The 18,649-nt window shown below is 54.7% G+C and carries 16 protein-coding genes; 3 read left to right on the forward strand and 13 right to left on the reverse strand.

Annotated elements, in window-relative coordinates:
- Positions 1-127: 127 nt before the first annotated feature.
- The gene (locus BS639_RS13215) at positions 128-1,039 is read right to left on the reverse strand and encodes a LysR family transcriptional regulator (protein WP_055780594.1); all 912 of its coding nucleotides are present in this window, start codon (positions 1,037-1,039) and stop codon (positions 128-130) included.
- Positions 1,040-1,140: 101 nt separating this feature from the next.
- On the opposite strand from BS639_RS13215, the gene BS639_RS13220 reads away from it, so the two are divergent.
- A complete protein-coding gene (locus tag BS639_RS13220; RefSeq protein ID WP_084983303.1) occupies positions 1,141-1,977 on the forward strand; it encodes an SDR family oxidoreductase in 837 nt (278 codons plus the stop codon).
- Between the two features lie 45 nt (positions 1,978-2,022).
- On the opposite strand, the gene BS639_RS13225 is transcribed toward BS639_RS13220, so the two are convergent.
- On the reverse strand, positions 2,023-2,736 hold the full coding sequence (locus tag BS639_RS13225) for an SDR family oxidoreductase (RefSeq protein ID WP_084983304.1): 714 nt from the start codon (positions 2,734-2,736) through the stop codon (positions 2,023-2,025).
- A gap of 302 nt (positions 2,737-3,038) precedes the next feature.
- Between BS639_RS13225 and BS639_RS13230 the strand changes: the two genes are divergently transcribed.
- Positions 3,039-3,836, forward strand: coding sequence for a MetQ/NlpA family ABC transporter substrate-binding protein (locus BS639_RS13230; protein ID WP_084983305.1), 798 nt, complete (start codon positions 3,039-3,041; stop codon positions 3,834-3,836).
- A 108-nt stretch (positions 3,837-3,944) separates the two neighbouring features.
- Here BS639_RS13230 and BS639_RS13235 read toward each other — a convergent pair whose 3' ends face one another.
- From BS639_RS13235 to BS639_RS13280, 10 genes are all read right to left on the reverse strand, one after another.
- A complete protein-coding gene (locus BS639_RS13235) occupies positions 3,945-5,621 on the reverse strand; it encodes a dipeptide ABC transporter ATP-binding protein (RefSeq protein WP_084983306.1) in 1,677 nt (558 codons plus the stop codon).
- A gap of 5 nt (positions 5,622-5,626) precedes the next feature.
- Positions 5,627-6,490 carry an ABC transporter permease gene (locus tag BS639_RS13240; protein ID WP_055780572.1) on the reverse strand — a complete coding sequence of 288 codons (864 nt, stop codon included), beginning with the start codon at positions 6,488-6,490 and terminating at the stop codon, positions 5,627-5,629.
- Between the two features lie 2 nt (positions 6,491-6,492).
- Positions 6,493-7,422 (reverse strand): ABC transporter permease, encoded by a 930-nt coding sequence (locus tag BS639_RS13245; RefSeq protein WP_084983307.1) that lies wholly within the window; start codon positions 7,420-7,422, stop codon positions 6,493-6,495.
- A gap of 1 nt (position 7,423) precedes the next feature.
- Entirely contained in the window at positions 7,424-8,968 is a 1,545-nt protein-coding gene (locus BS639_RS13250) for an ABC transporter substrate-binding protein (RefSeq protein WP_233427673.1), read from the reverse strand.
- A 116-nt stretch (positions 8,969-9,084) separates the two neighbouring features.
- Positions 9,085-10,209, reverse strand: a complete 1,125-nt coding sequence (locus BS639_RS13255) for an alkylhydroperoxidase domain protein (RefSeq protein ID WP_084983309.1) — start codon at positions 10,207-10,209, stop codon at positions 9,085-9,087.
- Complete coding sequence (locus BS639_RS13260; protein WP_173882098.1) at positions 10,206-11,267, reverse strand: putative FMN-dependent luciferase-like monooxygenase; 1,062 nt, start codon at positions 11,265-11,267, stop codon at positions 10,206-10,208. The genes BS639_RS13255 and BS639_RS13260 overlap by 4 nt, the downstream gene beginning before the upstream one ends.
- Before the next feature lie 17 nt (positions 11,268-11,284).
- Positions 11,285-12,964 (reverse strand): dipeptide ABC transporter ATP-binding protein, encoded by a 1,680-nt coding sequence (locus tag BS639_RS13265; protein ID WP_084983311.1) that lies wholly within the window; start codon positions 12,962-12,964, stop codon positions 11,285-11,287.
- Positions 12,964-13,839, reverse strand: a complete 876-nt coding sequence (locus BS639_RS13270) for an ABC transporter permease (protein ID WP_084983312.1) — start codon at positions 13,837-13,839, stop codon at positions 12,964-12,966. The genes BS639_RS13265 and BS639_RS13270 overlap by 1 nt, the downstream gene beginning before the upstream one ends.
- Entirely contained in the window at positions 13,836-14,780 is a 945-nt protein-coding gene (locus tag BS639_RS13275; protein ID WP_055780551.1) for an ABC transporter permease, read from the reverse strand. The genes BS639_RS13270 and BS639_RS13275 overlap by 4 nt, the downstream gene beginning before the upstream one ends.
- A gap of 15 nt (positions 14,781-14,795) precedes the next feature.
- Complete coding sequence (locus tag BS639_RS13280; protein ID WP_055780549.1) at positions 14,796-16,433, reverse strand: TIGR04028 family ABC transporter substrate-binding protein; 1,638 nt, start codon at positions 16,431-16,433, stop codon at positions 14,796-14,798.
- A gap of 258 nt (positions 16,434-16,691) precedes the next feature.
- On the opposite strand from BS639_RS13280, the gene BS639_RS13285 reads away from it, so the two are divergent.
- Positions 16,692-18,002 carry an NtaA/DmoA family FMN-dependent monooxygenase gene (locus tag BS639_RS13285; protein WP_084983313.1) on the forward strand — a complete coding sequence of 437 codons (1,311 nt, stop codon included), beginning with the start codon at positions 16,692-16,694 and terminating at the stop codon, positions 18,000-18,002.
- Positions 18,003-18,075: 73 nt separating this feature from the next.
- Here BS639_RS13285 and BS639_RS13290 read toward each other — a convergent pair whose 3' ends face one another.
- The gene (locus BS639_RS13290; RefSeq protein ID WP_084983314.1) at positions 18,076-18,528 is read right to left on the reverse strand and encodes an SDR family NAD(P)-dependent oxidoreductase; all 453 of its coding nucleotides are present in this window, start codon (positions 18,526-18,528) and stop codon (positions 18,076-18,078) included.
- Between the last annotated feature and the right edge of the window lie 121 nt (positions 18,529-18,649).

Below are 18,649 nucleotides of genomic sequence, written 5' to 3' on the forward strand. Positions count from 1 at the left end.
ATGTTGTCAACACCAGACTGCGATGCGAATTTGTTTCTTAAAATATCTAACTGCGCGGACAGTTGCATTACCCACGGATGCTAAAGCGCAAAATTTGTAGAAAAAATGTTAATTAATTTGATGAATCTTACCGCGTTGCGGCATCAATTTCACGGATAATATCGATGAGTGCGCGCAGATTCGCCGGCATATGGCGATTCTGCGGGAAGTAGAGGCACAGACCCGCAATAGTGGGAGACCAATCTTGCAACACTGCGACCAGCTCGCCGTTAGACAGCGATTCGTTAGCATAACTGTCCGGCAGATAGGCAATACCTAGACCGTCGATGGCCGCCTCGCGCGTTAACTGCAGGTTATCTAGGGTCAGCATTCCGGGCACATCCAGCGCGGTTTCCTGCCCGTGTTTGAGAAACTCCCACCGGTAGCGCTTACCGCTCGGCAGCCTCTGGCGAAGGCACTGATGTTGCAACAGGTCGTCGGGCACGTTTGGCGTGCCGCAACGCGCGAAATAATCAGGGGAGGCGACGGCAAGAAAGCGCACCTCTGGCCCCAACCGCACCGCGACCATATCTTTAGGCACCGCCTCCGCGAGTCTAATCCCGGCATCAAAGCCCGCTTCAACAATATCAACCAGCGACCCTTCGGCCACCAGGTCGAGTTCTACGTGAGGATAACGCTGCATGAACGTCGGCACGATGCTGGCGAGCAGAATGCGAATCCCGCCCTCATTACCATTAATTCTCAGTCGGCCAATGAGGTGATTATGATCTCCAGAAACGTTTTCGAGCGCAACATTCAGCCCGTTAAGCAGCGGCTCAAGGTTGTTCATTAGCCTTTCTCCTGCTTCGGTAAGCGAGACGCTGCGGGTGGTGCGATGCAGCAACCGCGTGCCCAAAGTGTCTTCCAGCGTTTTCATTACGTGGCTCAGCGAAGAGCGCGTCACGCCGAGCATGTCCGCCGCGCGGCGAAAGCTTTTGTACTCGGCAACGGCCATGAAGGCTCTAAGCTCTGCCAGCGTGGGACGATTGATTGGTGACATTATTTCACCTGTAGGTGCGGTTTATTGGTCATTAACGTAACAATAAACAAGGCTTAACATCTATACCTCAAAGCCAAATTATTCTTACAGAGGTAAACACGATGTCTAAAACTTGGTTCATAACGGGAACATCCACCGGCCTTGGCCGTCTATTAACCGAACGTCTTCTTGAACGAGGAGACCGGGTTATCGCCACACTGCGTAAGTCAGGCACACTTAATGCCCTGTCTGAGCAATTTGGCGAGTGTTTGCAGGTACTTACGCTGGATATGACAAACATCCCAGCGATGAGATCGCGAGTGGAAGAAGCCTTTAGGAATGTAGGACATATTGATGTGGTCGTAAGCAACGCCGGTTATGGCCTGTTTGGCGCGGCTGAGGAACTCAGCGACGAACAGATTGAACGTCAGATCGCCACCAATCTTACCGGATCGATTCAGTTGATCCGTGCCGTGCTGCCTTATTTGCGCGAACAAAAAGCGGGACGCGTGGTGCAGATTTCATCGGAAGGCGGCCAAATAGCTTATCCGAACTTTAGCCTTTATCACGCCACCAAGTGGGGAATTGAGGGTTTTGTTGAATCGGTAGCGCAGGAGGTTGCACCGTTGGGCATCGATTTCATGCTGGTTGAACCTGGTCCCACCGGAACAAATTTTGCCGCAGGGCTGGAGAGAGCAACACCCATGAGTTGCTATGACAATACGCCCGCCGGGGAGGTCAGGCGCGCCGTAGACGGCGAAAAATTCCCTATCACCGGTGATGCTCAAAAAGCGGTGGCGGCCATAATTGCCGCCGTAGATGCGAAAATAATGCCAAAGCGCCTTGCCCTCGGGAGTACGGCCTATGCCTCGATTCATGCAGCGCTGAATAACCGTTTGCAGCAGCTTGAAGAGCAAAAATTAATCACTCTTGCAACGGATATCGACAGCGCCTTATGAGTTGAAACTCAGGGATGGCTTAGGCACGCGAGGTGAAACGCACTATTAGCGCTTGGCCTTGTCGTGGCGAGGCCTGACGTTAACGTCGGTAATCTGTGTGTCTTCGCTGGCAGAAACGACCAGACGAATCGCGCTGGCTACCGACTCCGGCGTGCTGTATTCCAGCGGGTCGATTTCTGCGAAGTTGCCCGCTCGTTGACGGCTGTTGCGGTTCATTGGCGTATCGGTTGGGCCGGGTGATACCGTAGCTACCCGTACCCCGTTGGCGCTTTCTTCCCCGCGAAGGGCGTGAGCCAGCGCATTAAGCGCGAACTTGCTCGCCGAATACACCGTGTGGCCCGGCAGTGCCAGCGTACCCGATCCCGAATTGATAAATACCACTTGGCCGTTCTGCTCGCGCAACGCCGGCAGCGCCAGACGGGTTAATTCAGCGGGAGCAAATACGTTAACTGAAAATTGCCTCTGCCAGACGTCCGGTGTGGCTTTTTCTACCGTAGTTTGCTCAGAGACGGCGGCGGAATGCACCAGCACGTTAATTTTCGCTAACCGGTTAATGAACTGCCGCTGTGCATCAAAATCCAGTAAATCAATCTCCACCGCCTCAACGTTTTGCAGTAAACGCAGTTGCACAAGACTGTCTTTATTTCTGCCTAATGCGTAAACCTGATGATCTTTAGCCAGATTATGCACCACCGCCAGGCCGATGCCGCTGGTTCCACCGGTCACAATCGCCACCGGTAACGAAGAAGATGTACTCATTGTTAACTCCCTTTTTAGATGTGAATTCGACGTTAACAGCGGGTCCTGCCGGTGACGAGTAACATATCCTGATAAGCATTGTGAACAGGCGGCATAAGGAAAATAACGACCTACAAAGCTTATGCATTTTCCTGAGACGCTTAGCAATTTTTCTTGGTAGTACCCTTTTTTGGCCTGTGTAATGCTCTGACTTATAACAAAAAAGCATCACTTGATTCAATGTTGAGTTTTTTTTGACAATGAAGTGAAGCGATTTTTTTTGTCACCCGTCATTTATAAAAACATTACTGGGATCTATAAGCATGATTAAAAATTTTGTTTTGCCTCTTACTGCTGCGGCGGTGCTGGTTTCGTCCGTATCGGCCTATGCCGTTGAGCCTTTGCGCGTGGCGGCCGATCCGGTGCCGCATGCTGAAATTCTTGCCTATGTGCAAAAAATCGATCCGGATTTGAATTTGAAGGTGATTGAAATTCCTAGCGGCGTGAACTCCAACGAATTGTTGGCTCACGGCGATATTGACGCCAACTATTTTCAGCACCGTCCCTATTTAGCGACGCAGGAGAAGGCGTTGGGCGTTAAATTTGCCGTGGCTGCCGAGGTGCATATTGAGCCACTGGGTATTTATTCTAGTAAATACAAGCACTACAGCCAGCTGCCTGATAAAGCCAAAGTGGCTATCCCGAATAATGAAACCAATCTTAGCCGCGGCCTCTATTTGCTGCAGGATCAGGGCTTGATTACGCTAAAACCCGACCTGAAAGGCCTGGCAACACCGTTGGATATTATCGGTAATCCAAAGCACCTAAAGATACTGGAGATTGAATCTCCGCAGATCCCGCGCGCACTGCCGGACGTAGACTTGGCGGTTATCAACGGCAACTTTGCGCTTGAGGCAGGACTGGATCCCGCCAAAGATGCACTGGGTCTGGAGAAGGCGAAGGGAAATCCTTACGCCAATATTCTGGTTACCTCGCAAAAGCTGGCGGAGGACCCGCGAATTTTACGTCTGGCGAAAGATTTAGAATCACCGCAGGTGGCAGAATTTATTCAGCAGAAATACCACGGTTCTGTCCTGCCGGTGAGCGCGGCTAAAAGCTAAACCGTGCTGGCCTCTTCCTCAGTATTTGTACTACTACGGTGAACCTTTCCCCCGACCGGTGGAAAGCTAGAATGGGGTAGCATATAACGCTACCCCATCCCGTATTCATCATGCCACCATCAGACTGGCCAACAGCGTTTGAGTGTAAGGATGTTTCGGCGAGGCGACTATCTCCTCAGTCGTTCCGGTTTCAACTATCTTCCCGTCTTTCATTACCGCAATTCGATGACTCATGTGCTGCACCACGCCGAGATCGTGTGAAATAAACAGCATCGCCAAGCCCAGTTTGCGCTGAAGTGCCATCAGCAGGTCCAGCACCTGCGCCTGAGTGGTAACGTCGAGCGCGGAAACCGGTTCATCACATACCAAGATTTCTGGATCAGAAGCCAGCGCCTGAGCGATTGAAACCCGCTGCCGCTGACCGCCAGACAGCGCCTGAGGACGCCGCAGCAGCAGATCGGGATGCAGGCCTACCAGTTTTACCAGTTCAAGCGTTCTGGCGCGCAGCGCGGCGGGAGACAGGTTTGCTCGCAGTTTTAACGGCTGCTGAATAATCTGCTCCACCGTATACTGCGGGTCAAACGAACCCAGCGGATCCTGAGTAATGGTTTGGATCCGTCCGCGTGAAGGCCGACGCTCAACTTCACGAAGGCTGCTCCAGGGTTTACCCGCGAGCCACACTTCGCCTCGGTGCGCGCTTTGCAGCGCCAACACCACTTTGCCGAGGGTGGTTTTACCCGAACCAGACTCACCTACCAACCCCAGCGTTTCCCCCCATGCCAGCTGAAGCGATACTTGATTTACCGCGTTATGCTTCACGCCATCGGGTCGGCTGAAATCGACCGACACGCTGCGAACATCTAACGCGGCGACGTCTCTCTCCCGGCGGCGTTGGGTCGCATTTTCCTGTGTCGTTAAGGGCACATCCGGCAGCGGGGGCTCACCCGACAGCCAGCGACCGCGGGTGCTCGCGCCGGGAATGGCCGCCAGCAGCCGTCGAGTGTAAGGATGCACCGGTGCCGCCAACACTTCTGCCGCAGGGCCACTTTCAACGCCTTGCCCGTGCTGCATCACCACTACGCGATCCGCGACCTGAGCCACTACCGACAGGTCATGGGTTATCAGTAGAACGCCGTGACCAGCCTTTGCCAATTTACGAAATACGTCCAAAATACGCTGCTGAACCGTCACGTCGAGCGCCGTCGTGGGTTCATCGGCAATCAGCAGTTTTGGTCCGCCCGCCAGCGCAGAGGCGATAAGCGCGCGCTGGCGTAATCCGCCCGACAGCTCATGCGGATACTGGTTAATTCGATTGTGCGGGTCTGGAATACCCACCTGAGATAACAGTGACAAGACCTGTGCGGCCACCTGGCTGCGCGCGAAAAGCCGATGAATCAGCATCGGTTCGGCCACTTCCCGGCCAATAGTGCGCAGCGGGTCCAGTGAAACCAAAGCATCTTGCAAAACAAAGCCGATTTCTCGACCGCGAAGCGCCTGCCAGTCAGCGGTGCTTTGTGTTAAAAGGTTTTTTTGGCTTCCATCATGCGCCGTGAGACTCAGGGTGCGTGCGCGCACATTAGCATTGTCACCCGCCAGACCGACCAACGTGCGGGCGGTAACCGATTTTCCTGAACCGGATTCGCCGACCAGCGCCACTATTTCACCTGGGTTCACTTGAAACGAGATACTTTTTACCGCCTGAACGTTTCCCTGCTGCTGATGAAAATCAACCTGCAAGTCTTCAACGATAAGCAAGGGAGTAAAGGCGTTCGTATTGAAGGTCATAACGTTTAGGCCCCTTTTGCCAAAATAGTTTGCAGACGACGTCCGAACAAAGTGATGGCGATAACCGACAGCGCAACCACGGTTGCTGGCAGCAGGCTTATCCACGGCGCGACATCAAGATAATCGCGGCCGTCGGCCAGCAGCGCACCCCATTCGGCGGTGGGCGGCACCACGCCAAGGCCTAAAAAGCTGAGTGACGACGCGGTGAGTACCGACTGGCCCACGCCAATGGTGGCCAAAATCAGCAGTGGCCGCAGCGTGTTGGGTAAAATATGACGAAAAATAATGCTTAACGACGACTCGCCCAGCGCTACGGAGTGTTCGACGTACCCCGAAAGCTTCACCTGCAATACTTGGGACCGAAGCAGGCGGGCATAGCTGGCAATGCCGGATAACCCTACCGCAAGCAGCGTGTTGGTTGGCCCGCGTCCCAGTACCGCAATCACCAGCAGAGCCAAAAGCAGCTCAGGGAAAGCCAGCAAAATATCCAGCAGGCGCACCAGCACGCGTCGGATAGCCATCGGCGCCAGCGCGGTGAGCAGACCCAGCGCCATGCCTCCGGCACAGGCAATGGCAGTCGCACCGAGGCCAATACTGAGTGACAGCGCGGAGCCGTAAACGACGCGGGCAAAGACATCGCGCCCCAGCGAATCTGTACCAAATAAGTGGTGCAGAGTGGGTGCGGCGAGTACGGCATCCATGTCCATATCATCGGGCTTTAGCGGGGTGAACCACTGCGGAAAGATGACGGTCAGAAAAAGCAGCAGCACCACGGCCGCCGGTATCAAGGTTTTAGGTAACAGCCACGGATTACCACTGCGCTGTTTAATAGACTGGCGCGAAAACACCAGTAAAGGATCGCTGCTCATATTCAAGGGGTCCTTTTGCGCAGACGCGGGTCGACTACCAGATAGGCAGCATCCACCAGCAGGTTAATAACCACGAAGAGCAGGGCTGAAAGCATCACTACCCCCAGCACCAGCGGCATATCGCGACTGGCAATCGCCTGCAGGGTGATTTTGCCAATCCCCGCGCGGCCAAATACCGTTTCAGTCAGAATGGACCCGCTAAGCACGTTGGCCAGCAGGGTGCCGGTCAGCGTCGAAGCCGCCAATGCCGCATGACGCAGCCCGTGACGAAGGCGAAGGTGCGTTTCCCCTGCACCGCGAGCGCGCACCGTCAGCGCAAACGGCTGTGAGAGAGCCTCTTCCAAACCGTCGCGCAGAATCTGGCTCAGTATTGCAGCCAGCGGCAGGCTGAGGGTAATAACTGGCAGCACCAGTGAGCGCCAACCGTCGTTGCCCATCACCGGGAACCAGTGCATCTGAAAACTGAACACGCTGAGCAGAATAATGCCCAGCCAGTAAACCGGCGTACTCAACAGACACAGCTCCAGACCGGCAAAGAGGGTTCTGAGATAGCGCCAGCGCCCGGCGGTTGCCAGCGCGTTGAGAATAGCCAATACCAGCGCGAGGGCTAAAGCACTCACGGCCAGTACCAGCGTTTGTTTCAGGGCATCAATAATCACGCCGATCACCGGCTCGCGATATTGATAACTCTGTCCAAAATTGCCCAGCAAGGCCTGACCGCAGTAGTGCAAATATTGCAGCCACAGCGGCTGGTCCAACCCGAACTCATGGGTCAGCTGGGCGCGAAAAGCATCGTCCACCACGTTGGCACCGCCGCTGAGAATAGACACCGGATCACCGGGTATCATCTTCAGAGCAATAAACGTGAGGGTGGCCGCGCCCCAAAGCACGGCCAAGATGGTGAAAAGACGTTGTGTTGCAGTCCAAAGCATATTAATGGCTCAGCCAGGCATCATAAAAATTAGGCTTGGCGTTGGTTGCCCAACTGACACCGTGAACCTTTTTGGAAATGCCCAGCTGATAAGCCGGCACGTAAAGAGGCACGACGTACGCCTGACTGATAATCTGATGCTGAATGTCGGAATACAGCTGCTTACGCTTTGCGTCCGGTGCGCCAACGGCTTCGCTCAGTTTGGCATCCAGTGCGCTAATGTGGCTGTAGTTTGAGCCTTTAGGCGGCGTGTAGTTTGAGTGGAACACGGTGCGTAAAATGTCCGGCTCGGCGCGCACATAGAAGTTCGACACTACGTCGTACTGGTTGTTGTTGGTTCTGTCAGTAAAGCCACCAGAATCAACCGGATCCAGCTTAAGATCGATACCGGCTTTTTTAACCTGGAATTGAATTGCCTGGAATAAGGTGACGTCGGAGCTTTCAAGCGTTGTCGGGTCATACACGAAATCAACGGTCAGCGGTTTGCCGTCTTTGGTGCGAATACCGGCGGCGTCTTTGCTGGTCCAACCCGCTTCGTCGAGCAGCTTCTCTGCCTTGCTCAAATCAAAGCCCCACAGTTTGGCAACCGTCGGGTCGTAATACTGCGTTTGTGGACCCAGTACGTTATTGGCCGCTTTAACCGTGCCAAAGAACGCCACTTTTACTGCTGACGTTGGATCGACAGCGGTTAGAAATGCCTGACGCACTTTCAGATCCGTGAAGGGACCCTTGGAGGTGTTGAGGTACAGCACCCGCACAATTCCCGGATTCTCTTTGGTTTTTACGTCAAGCGCCAGATTGGTTTTCACCGTTTTGGCGTTCACCGGTGGCACGGCGTCAATCGCCTGAATTTGACCGCTGGTCAGCGCACCAAGACGCACTGAAGACTCCGGCAGGTATTTGAAGTTAATGGCTTCAAGATAGGCCGGGCCAGTGTGTGCTGCGTAGCCGGGTCCCCACTGGTAGTCCGCGCGGCGGGTCAGTTGGCTGCCGCTGCCTTTAACAAACGACTTGAGGATAAACGGCCCGGAACCGACCACGGTATTCGTGGTGTTCGGGGTATTCTTAAGATAAGTTGGCGACTGAATGCCCAGATACGGTAGGCTTAATCCCTGCAATAGCGGGGCAAACGGCGTGTCGTAGTGAATAGCAACGGTGTACTCATCCGGGGTGGTGATGGTTTTGATTGGTCCGAGCAGAGACTTGGAGTAGCTCGAGGTGGTTTTAGGATCCAGAATACGTTCCAGATTATATTTCACCGCGTCGGCGTTCAGCTTAGTACCGTCGCTGAAGGTCACGTCTTTGCGAAGATGGAACACGTAGTCGGTGTGATTTTCATTCACCTCCCAGCTAGAGGCCAACCACGGGGTGAAACGATTATCTTCCGCCTGACCCACAAGCGAGTCCACCACATTGCGGTCAATGAGCGCCGTTACCGACTGACCGGTAATTGACGGGTCAATAATCGGCGTGTCGCTGCCCAGCGCAACGTTGAGTGTGCCACCCTGGACCGGCGTTTCTGCGGCAAATGACGGGCCTGCCGCCATCACTAATATCAAGGCCGAACCCAGTTTGGCAACCTGGTTTAATTTCCATTGCTGTTTGCTTATCTTCATTAACGACTCCATAAAAGTTTATAAAACCCTGTTTTTGTTTTTTTTTCTTATTTTTCGAAAGGCTCACCTAAGGTCAGCATCAATCGATTTGCCCAGGCGAAGAACGCCGTGGATTGCACAAGATCCAGCAGCTCGAGGTCGCTCAACCCCAGCGCTCGCAGTTGCTGAATTTGCTGCGCGTTGGCCGTGGCAGGCGTAGCGGAAAGCGCGGCAGAAAAGTCGATTTCTGCCTGCCATCTGGCTTCCTGACCGTGGCTTAAAATATCTCCCGGCGGCGTGTCCAGCAGCCGTTGAACTGCTTCTGGATTTTTCGACAGCTGTGCTGCTTTGCGGGCATGTACGGAGGCGCAGAAAATACAGCCGTTAATCTTGCTGGCTACTGCGGCGGCAAGTTCACGGTCTTTGCGCGGCAGACCGCCCGGGGTGAAGAAAATGCCTTTGTCGGTCAGCGTACGCTGCTCCAGCACCGGTAAATTTCGCGCCAGCAGGCGGAAGTAGTCGGAGTCTGAGTGGCCAAAGCGCGCCAGTGTTTCCTGCTGTTCGGCATTGAAGTCTTTTAAAGGTTTTGAGGCGATCCACGGTTCCCAGTTCAGTTCGTCCTGAGTAAAGGCCTTTGGCGCCTTTTTCCCTGAGTGCGTCTTAGCATCGGTGCGCCAAAAAGCTGCACCGACCGAATGTGGGCCATTATCTTCGGTAGGTTTACCGTTGATTAGGCGGTAACCGCGAAGCAGGCGGCTTTGGAAACTAACATAAGCAATCAGCTGTGACAGTGTCACGATGGAATTTAACGTCCAACCGGCTTTCTGTAGCTCCTCAAGATGCTCGGCGGTGGCGTTGGCTGGTTTAAAGCTCAGCCGCTCGGCGTGCGCCAGTGCCGATTGTTGGCGGCTGCGCGAGACCCAAGCATCTGACTGCAACGCGTTCAGACGTTCCGCGTAATGTGCGCCCAGCTGAATGTCACCGTGCCAGCGGGCAATCTGCTGCGCCAGCGACAGGCGTTCATGCAGAGGGAAGTCGTTGAGATTTTCGTTACTGTTGAACAGGGCGTTGTAGCTTCCCTGCGTGTGCTCGGTGGCCGCATCACGGGTGTCACGCGCCTGCGCAAGCGCTGATTCTGGCTCGATTTCTGCAAGCGTTGCCAGCAGGTCGGTGTGATTAAATGCAGAAGTCATAGCGTTTCCCTTGAGAGTTCCTGATGAAGTGGTTGCGGTTTGGCAATATTTTTTGGCGTGCGGCGAACCCAGCCCAGCGCTGGGGCCACTTTTTTGGCGATAAGCTCAATGGAGCGCAAAATATACGGATGCGGTGGATCGATTGAGTGCACCTGAAACGCCAAATCGGTGACGCGTGCGAGTGCGGTATCACGCTGTAAAGAGGCGATAACCTGATCTGCGGTGCCCAGATGCACGTCAAAGGCGGCGATGTGTTCATCGAGGGTATTGCCGCTAAAGCGATTTCCGGCCGCACGTGCGCCGTCAGCCTGTCGCTGTAATCCTTTTGCCGCCAGTCTTCTTGCCTCATCGGCGTCGTCGCTGACAAACGCGGTGCGTGAACCGAGAATGCGCGGCTCAACGCCTGCGGGCAGTGCCTCAAGATAGGCGTCAATAATTCTGTTTTGTAGCACGTCCAGCGGTAAACCCTGTTGTCCCTCAGGGCGTGGCTGGGTGCGTGACAGCATCAGGCCATCGCCCGCAGCACCCGCACGTGCACCGCCTTCGGGTGAGAAGGTGGCCTGCCACAGGCGTCGGTTTAACTGCTGGGCGGGTGGATAAAGCTGGTTATCTTCACCTTCCAGCGCCTTGCCAGCCCAGGCGTGACGCAGAATGTCGAGGTTTTTCCCGAAGGCCTCACCGCGCGTGTCAATATTTAAGCCAAAGGGGATAAACGAGGAAGCCGTCCCGCCGGAGCCGAGTCCAATTTCCAGGCGGCCACCGGAGAGTAAATCCAGCACCGACGCATCTTCAGCCACGCGCAGTGCATTTTCCATTGCCAGCGTAATCACGCCGGTGCCGAGGCGAATGTGGCGTGTATTGGCCGCCACGTAGGCAAGAAAAACCAGCGGCGCGGGCAGGCCGCCCTCATCGCGATGAAAGTGGTGCTGCGCTATCCAAGCCGAGTCAAATCCCTGCTGCTCGGCGTGGGCAATTTGCTCTGTTGCTAGGCGGTAGCGCTCCTGCGGACTTGTGTCGTCCAACAGGCGGGTAAAGAATCCCAGTCGTTTAGGGCTAATTTTAGAGGCCGCTTGGCTCATACAAACTCCTTGGTTGCTGAACGTTCTGCAACGTGCAAAGGCGAAAACCCCGGAATGGCGCTTAAAAGTTCCCGGGTGTAAGCATCGGTAGGGGCAGAGAACAGGGATTCAACGTCGCCATAATCAACCTGTTTTCCCTGATTGAGCACCGATACACTGTGTGAAATCTGACGTACGGTAGCCAGGTCGTGAGAGATGAAAAGATAGGTCAGACCTAAATCCTGCTGCAGCTGCACCAGCAAACGTAAAATTTGTGCCTGCACGGTGACGTCCAGCGCCGAGGTGGCTTCGTCGAGCACCAGCACCTGCGGTTCAAGAATAAGCGCCCGCGCCAAGGCCACGCGCTGGCGCTGGCCGCCGGAAAGTTCGTGCGGTTTGCGCTGTAGTAGCTCAATCGGCAACGCAACACGGTCGGCTATTTCGTGTACCCGTGTCTGACGCTCCTCGCGGCTAAGCTTGTAAAAGTTGAGCAGAGGCTCTTCAATCACTTTGAACAGCGTTTGTGAAGGGTCGAGCGAGGCAAACGGGTTCTGATAAACCAGCTGGATTTTCCTGCGCGCCTGACGCAGGGCTTCGCCGGAGAGCAGGGCAATATCTACGCCGTCAACAAACAGCTGGCCGCCGTCGGGACGTTGGAATCCCAGCAGCAGGCGCGCCAGCGTGGTTTTACCCGACCCTGACTCCCCCACTAGCGAGTGCGTAGTGCCGCGCGTGACCTGAAACGACACGTTGTCCAGTGCGCGAAACGCCGGAGCATTTTTGTCGCCAAGTGAGAAATGCTTGCTGACGTTGCGAACCACAATGGCACTCTCGGTGCTCTGGGCAGGGCGGGACAGTGCTGAACCAGTGCGCGGGGTTAACGCTGGCGCATCGGTAAACAGCTGACGGGTGTAGTCACTTTTTGGCGAACGCAGCACCTCGGCGGTAATGCCCTGCTCCTGAACTTTTCCCTTGCGGAACACCAGCAGGCGGTCGGCACGTTCGGCAGCCAGCGCCAAATCATGGGTGACAAACAGCACGGCGGTACCAAATTCGAGTCGCAGTTCGTCAATCAGGTCGAGAATACGTTTTTGTACCCGCACGTCCAGCGCGCTGGTAGGCTCATCGGCAATAATCAGCGCCGGTTGTAGCGCAATCGCGATGGCGATCAGCACGCGCTGTTTCATGCCGCCTGACAGTTGATGCGGAAACTGCTTTGCACGCTGTTCGGGATGACTCAGGCCGACGCGGGTCAGGAGTTCAACCACGCGGGCATCGCGGTCCCTGCGCGACATTTTGCGGTGAATCTTCAGCACTTCTGCGACCTGTTCACCGACCGTTTTTACCGGATTCAGCGAACTGGTCGGGTCTTGGGGGATCAGACTGATGCTTGAGCCGCGCAGGCTGTCGAGGCGGCGTGAGGACCAGCGGCTGATATCGGTGCCGTTGAGCAAGATACTGCCGTTCTCGATGTGGCCATTTTCGGCCAGCAATCCAATGATCGACTGCGCGGTGGTTGTTTTACCCGAACCCGATTCACCGACCAATGCCACCACTTCACCTGGCAAAATCGAAAACGAAACCTGCTCGACTACACGGGTAGACTGGTGGCCGCTGCGATAAACAATCGAGACATCTTTTAGCTCAAGCACCGGCTGCGGCGCATTGAGGACTGAGTTAAACTTTGCCTGGCTCATTAGCGTGTTCTCCGAAATGACTGGCTGATGCGGTTAGCGGCCAAAACGGTGAGGATAACCACGATGCCGGGGAAGGTGGTAAGCCACCAGGCGGTTGAGATATAGTTGCGGCCTTCGGCGATCAACAGCCCCCACTCTGGCGTTGGCGGCGGTGTGCCATAACCGAGAAAGCTCAGCGTTGAAATAGACAGAATGGCGTTACCAAACTGCAGGGCCGAGAAAGCGATGACTGAGGTCAGTGAGTTGGGCAGAATGTGACGCCACAGCACTGATATAAAGGTACCGCCGCTGCCATAGGCAGCTTCAACGTAATCGCTTTGACGCACTAAAACGGCCTCAGAACGCGCCAGCCGGGCAAAGTTTGCAATCGAAGTAATCCCCACGGCAATCGCCGCGTGTACAGTGCCAAACCCCAGCAGAATAATCACACTCAGAGAAAGCAGCAGGCTAGGGATCGACAGCAGGACATCGACAATACGCATAACCACGGTGTCGGTCATGCCGCCTATCGAAGCAGCGGCCAATCCCAAAGTGCTACCCAGCAGCAGGCCCAAGAACACCGCAACCAGTGCGCCGGAAAGCGAATGCGATGCACCGTAGACAATGCGCGCATAAAGGTCACGACCCAGTTGGTCGGTGCCCAGCCAGTGGCCAGCACCCGGGGCCAGTCGCTGAGCACCGGCAATACCTTCAGTGCCGCTATAAGGGGTAAATAGCTGAGGCGCAATCGCCCATAGAATAACGACCAATATCACAACCCACGCCAAAATCAGCGTAGGTTGAACACGGGTAAAACGCCGCGATGAAGCCGGAGGAAACGCCGCCAGCTGGGCATTGTCGGCGCTGTTGTTTTTACTTAACGGTAAACTGCTCATGAGGTGACTCCGACGGACGGTTTCAAGCGTGGGTCGAGCAGCGGATAAACCAAGTCGACCAGCAGATTGATGACCACATAGGCGGTGGCGGAAATGACCACAATTGCCTGTAGCACGGCTAAATCCTGATTATTCACCGCCTGCTGTGTCAGTTGACCGATGCCGTTCAAACCAAAAACCGTTTCCGTGACCAGCGCACCGGCAATCAGCTCGCCAAACAGCAGCCCGGCAATCGTCAGCGCGGGCAGCATGGCGTTGCGCGCGACGTGACGCCAAAGCACTCGGCTGCGGCTCGCGCCTTTGGCACGGGCAACGGAAACGAAAGGCTGGGTTTGTACTTTGTCGATGCTGCGGATAAGAATTTGTGCCAGCGGGGCGCTGATAGGCACCGCCAGCGTGACCACCGGCAGGATCAGCCCCAGCCACTCGCCGGGGTTAATAACCGGTATCCATCCCAAACGAAATGAAAACACTTGGATCAGCGCAATACCCAGCCAAAAGGTGGGAACTGAAATAAACAGTGCAGGCAGCCCCAGCAGCGCAGACTTCAGCCAGTGCAGCGCCAGCAGGTTAGAGGCGAAGGCGATAAATACCGCCAGTGCCACCGCCAGCAGGAAGCCGAGTACCGCCAGGCGCAGGGTCGGCGGGAAATTGCTGACCAACAGCTCAGTCACGGGAACGCCGGCCTGAATCGAAAAGCCGAAGTCACCGTGCAGGAAGCTGCCGAGCGTGTGCAGATACTGCTGCCACAGAGGGAGGTCCGCGCCGTACGCCGCGCGCATCTCTTCGATTTGCGCCGGACTCAGGCCCATCGATGGATCCTGAAACTTGATAAGGATGGCGTCCCCTGGCAGCGCCTGCAGCAGCACAAATGACAGGGTAAATGCCGCCCACAGCACCAGCAGGGCCTGACCAATGCGTCCGCTAAAATATCGGCTCATCGTCTACTCCGGATATTAATGTTTGGCCAGCCACGCGCTGTAGAAGCTTGGGCGACCCACGGCTTCGAAACTCACGTCGTGCAGATAAGGCGCACCGGCAAACACCTGCGGCTCCTCAAAGATCGGAATATCGTAGGCCTGGTCCAGCAGATAGCGCTGCGCATCGCCGGCCAGCGCCAGACGTTTTTGCGGATCAACTTCGGCCGAGATATCCACCAGCAGCGCATTCAGCTTGTCGTCCTTAAAGCTTTTCACTTTGCTGCTTAGGCCGCCAAGCTGGAGCAGGGCATCACGGTTGGTGGGGTAAAATTCACTTTTGATGACATCAGGGTCGGCGCGGCCCACTTCCACCACGTTGACCGGCGTTTTCAACGGGTCAAGGCTGTCGGCGACTCGGCTGCCTGCGTCACCCGCCAGAATCGTTAATTTGACGCCAATCTGGTTCCACTGTTGGGCCACTAACTGCAAAACCTCTTTGTTCTGCGGCTGTGGCAGAGACTCATAAATGGTCAGCGCCAGCGGTTTGCCGTCTTTTTGACGAATGCCGTTAGGACCGGGTTTCCAGCCCGCTTCGTCGAGCAGCTTTTTAGACAGCGCAGGGTCATACTTCAGTTTGTCGCTGAGATTGACGTAGCCCGCAGCCGACGCGGCGATGACCGAAGTGGCCTGCGGATAGTTGGGGGAGAACAGGGTGGAGACAATTTGTTTGCTGTCAACGCCGTGCAGCAGCGCCTGGCGAACGTTCAACTCGGCCACCAGCGGGTTATCAGGACGGAATGAGATGCCATCGTTGACGCCGCGCGTTGAGGGCGCATAAATCGGGAATTTTTTCTCTGCGGCCTGTTTTTCATCATAGGCCTGCACCTGACGAATAAAATCAGCCTGACCGGCCAGCAGTGCGCCAATTCTGACGCTGTCTTCGCCAGTGACGATCACTTTTATGCCGTCAAGATTGGCACGGCCCTGTTGTTTGAGGTTTTTAGGCCCCCAGTTGTAGTCTTTGCGCGCGGTTAAATCGACTTCGCGGCCCAGCGTTTCTGCACTGACCACGAAAGGTCCTGAACCGATAATGTGGCGAGCATCGCCGAGGGCATCAAAGTTACGAGCCAATGTGCTCAGCGAAACCAGCCCTGAGCCGATGGTCGCGGTGCCTTGCAGGAATCCCGGCGACGGTTTTTTAAAGTAAAACTTAACCGTCAGAGGGTCGATAACTTCGCTGTGATCGTAATTGTTAATAACCTCTGAAACCGGCAGGTGATGCTCTTTATTGCCCAAGCCATAGGTATCGAAGTTTTTGGCCACTGCGTTGGCGTCCAGCGGCGTGCCGTCCGAAAAGGTGACTCCGGGGCGCAACGTGAAGGTGTACTGGGTTTTGTCGGCGTTGGTGGTCCAAGACTCGGCAATCCACGGCTCTATCTGCAAAGTCTGTGGATTCTGATAGGTCAGTTTGTCAGTAATTTGATTAAGGATGCCGCCGTTGGGGTAAAAACCGCCCGCGGGGGGATAAAGATTGGTGTGTGCCTGCTGTTCGAGATAAATCAGCGTCCCACCCTGAGTTGGCGCATTTTCGGCGGCCAAAGCGGAGGCACTCCCTGTTAACAGGGCGAATGACAGCCCTAACGCCACGGCGCTAACTCGGCGATTATTGTACATATTTTATTCCTTTTTTATTTTTGATTTGCGGTTCGCATCAGTGTGGAATACACCTTAAAAGATGCGATTAGGCTCATAACAAACCAAATCAAAAGGAAGATGAAATAACGAATATTGCTATGCATAGCGATAAAAGGTCATAGATGGAAATGGCAGACTTATTATTTTTTGTAGAAACAAAATGCTTTTTTCTTCGTAGCTTAAAAATCTCTAATCTCTATTTTGAAACCTACTTTTGAGTGAAAAAAGGAGTTCAGTTTGAGTAACCAAACTCGCAGGCGTCTAAAGACCCTGGTAGGGGCAGGGAGCGTGGTCTATGCATCGAATGATGACCAGCGTCGTTCTGGTATTGCGCGCGCAGCCTCGCTCGCCAAAATTGCCGAAAAAGAGAAAATAACGGGCCTGTTTACCGCCGACCTGCTTCAGGCCGACCCGGATGGGCTGGCAGGATCTACTGGCAGTCAGGATCCAATCATCGCGCTGGCCGCACTCAGTCAGGTCACTGAATATATTGGCCTTATTGCTACGGTCTCGACCACTTACCAGCACCCATATAATCTTGCCAGACTGATAGGAACTCTGGACCACGTCAGCGGCGGTCGTGCAGGTTGGAATGCCGTCACCTCATCAGTGGGGGAGGAGAACTTTGGCGATATCTCGCTGCCGGATCCCGCGACCCGCTATGCACGCGCCACGGAGTTCATCGAGGTCATTAATGCGCTGTTTGATGCTAACGATCCCACTTCAGTGCGGCGCGCCAGCAGCGGTTCTATCAGCATAGACCCGCGTAAACTGCATCCGATTGATCACCGCGGAACCTTCTTTCAGGTGAAAGGCCCGCTAAACGTGCCGCCGTCACCGCAGCACCGTCCGGTGCAGTTTCAGGCAGGTCAGTCGGATGAGGGGCTGATTCTAGGTGCGCGCTATGCCGAGGTTATCTACACCTCGCAGCCCACGCTTAACGACGCGCTGGGCTTTGTCGAGCGTGTCCATCAGCACGCCAATGCCTATGGTCGTCATGAGAATAAGCCGTTAATCATGAATTCATTTCACTCGGTGATTGGTGAAAGTGCGACAGACGTTTCGCGTCGTCTGCGTGAAAAACATGAGCGCATCGACTACCAGCAGGGCAAGCTGAAAGTGGCTGATATGCTGGGCGGTGAGATTGACCTGCGTGACTTCGCGCTGGATCAGCCCATTCCACCGAAGTTTTTGCCAGAGGTGGGATTAATTAATCGTCGTCGCGGCAGAGCAGACATTTTCAAACGCTTTGCGCTGCAAGGGCTTACGCTGCGGGAATTGATTATTCAGGCGCAGGAAACGGGCCATTGGTACGTGGCGGGAACGCCTGAAACGCTGGCAGATGCTATTGAGGAGCGCTATCGCGCAGGCGTGCTTGACGTTATTTCTTTGCACGGACTGGGTCAGCCTGATCAGGAAGACTTATTGCTAAACGGATTATTACCGGAGCTTAGAAAAAGGCAGTTGATTGATGAAGACTATTTTGGAGAAGATTTTAGATCCAACCTGGGTCTTTCAGCGATCAAGAGTCCAAGCGCAGTATATTGAACGCGTTATTTTGGCTTTTTGATGAGTATTTACCTTGGCAGTGGTGATTATTTCCCACTGCCGAAGCTGCCTGCTACCCACCGGAAACGCATTGATTAACCGAACACGAAGAGCCGTTAATATTGTGAGTAAGGAATGTCTCAAGCGGATGGTCAGACTGTTCTTCAAGGTCACAAAGCACGTAGGTTGAACCGGCACTGTTGATCAGGATATTTAGTCCGCCAAATATTCCGTAGGCATACTTTGCCAACATCTCTGCCTGAGATTTAACGGCGACATCGACCGCTACGGCAATGGCGCGTCCTCCCGCTGAACGAATTGCATCGGCGGTGTGTTCGCCGTCGTTGAGGCTGCTGTCGGCGACAATAACGTTAGCGCCGCGAGATGCCAGTAGCATGGCGTGAACTCTTCCAGCTCCCCGACCTGCACAGATCACCAGCGCGATTTTTCCATCGATGCGTCCGTCTTTTCCTAACGCCAGGACACTCTCCGGTGTCTGCGGACTTGCAGTGTTATGTGGGATCATTAACGTGTCCTTTTGAGGTGAAATAAAGTGCCTGGCTGTCGATGCCAATCCGGGAAGATATCTGCCAATTGGGAAAGATAGATAAAGTAACAAAACTGTACAGTGCGGTATAGTTTTAAAT

Source organism: Rouxiella silvae (assembly GCF_002093625.1).
GTDB lineage: Bacteria > Pseudomonadota > Gammaproteobacteria > Enterobacterales > Enterobacteriaceae > Rouxiella > Rouxiella silvae.

What these genes read in the sequence shown, in the direction of transcription:
- BS639_RS13255 (WP_084983309.1), bottom strand. Translation starts at nt 10,209, where the DNA reads ATGACTTCTGCATTTAATCACACCGACCTGCTGGCAACGCTTGCAGAA.
- BS639_RS13250 (WP_233427673.1), bottom strand. Translation starts at nt 8,968, where the DNA reads ATGGCGGCAGGCCCGTCATTTGCCGCAGAAACGCCGGTCCAGGGTGGC.
- BS639_RS13220 (WP_084983303.1), top strand. Translation starts at nt 1,141, where the DNA reads ATGTCTAAAACTTGGTTCATAACGGGAACATCCACCGGCCTTGGCCGT.
- BS639_RS13270 (WP_084983312.1), bottom strand. Translation starts at nt 13,839, where the DNA reads ATGAGCAGTTTACCGTTAAGTAAAAACAACAGCGCCGACAATGCCCAG.
- BS639_RS13265 (WP_084983311.1), bottom strand. Translation starts at nt 12,964, where the DNA reads ATGAGCCAGGCAAAGTTTAACTCAGTCCTCAATGCGCCGCAGCCGGTG.
- BS639_RS13225 (WP_084983304.1), bottom strand. Translation starts at nt 2,736, where the DNA reads ATGAGTACATCTTCTTCGTTACCGGTGGCGATTGTGACCGGTGGAACC.
- BS639_RS13245 (WP_084983307.1), bottom strand. Translation starts at nt 7,422, where the DNA reads ATGCTTTGGACTGCAACACAACGTCTTTTCACCATCTTGGCCGTGCTT.
- BS639_RS13290 (WP_084983314.1), bottom strand. Translation starts at nt 18,528, where the DNA reads ATGATCCCACATAACACTGCAAGTCCGCAGACACCGGAGAGTGTCCTG.
- BS639_RS13230 (WP_084983305.1), top strand. Translation starts at nt 3,039, where the DNA reads ATGATTAAAAATTTTGTTTTGCCTCTTACTGCTGCGGCGGTGCTGGTT.
- BS639_RS13235 (WP_084983306.1), bottom strand. Translation starts at nt 5,621, where the DNA reads ATGACCTTCAATACGAACGCCTTTACTCCCTTGCTTATCGTTGAAGAC.
- BS639_RS13240 (WP_055780572.1), bottom strand. Translation starts at nt 6,490, where the DNA reads ATGAGCAGCGATCCTTTACTGGTGTTTTCGCGCCAGTCTATTAAACAG.
- BS639_RS13280 (WP_055780549.1), bottom strand. Translation starts at nt 16,433, where the DNA reads ATGTACAATAATCGCCGAGTTAGCGCCGTGGCGTTAGGGCTGTCATTC.
- BS639_RS13275 (WP_055780551.1), bottom strand. Translation starts at nt 14,780, where the DNA reads ATGAGCCGATATTTTAGCGGACGCATTGGTCAGGCCCTGCTGGTGCTG.
- BS639_RS13215 (WP_055780594.1), bottom strand. Translation starts at nt 1,039, where the DNA reads ATGTCACCAATCAATCGTCCCACGCTGGCAGAGCTTAGAGCCTTCATG.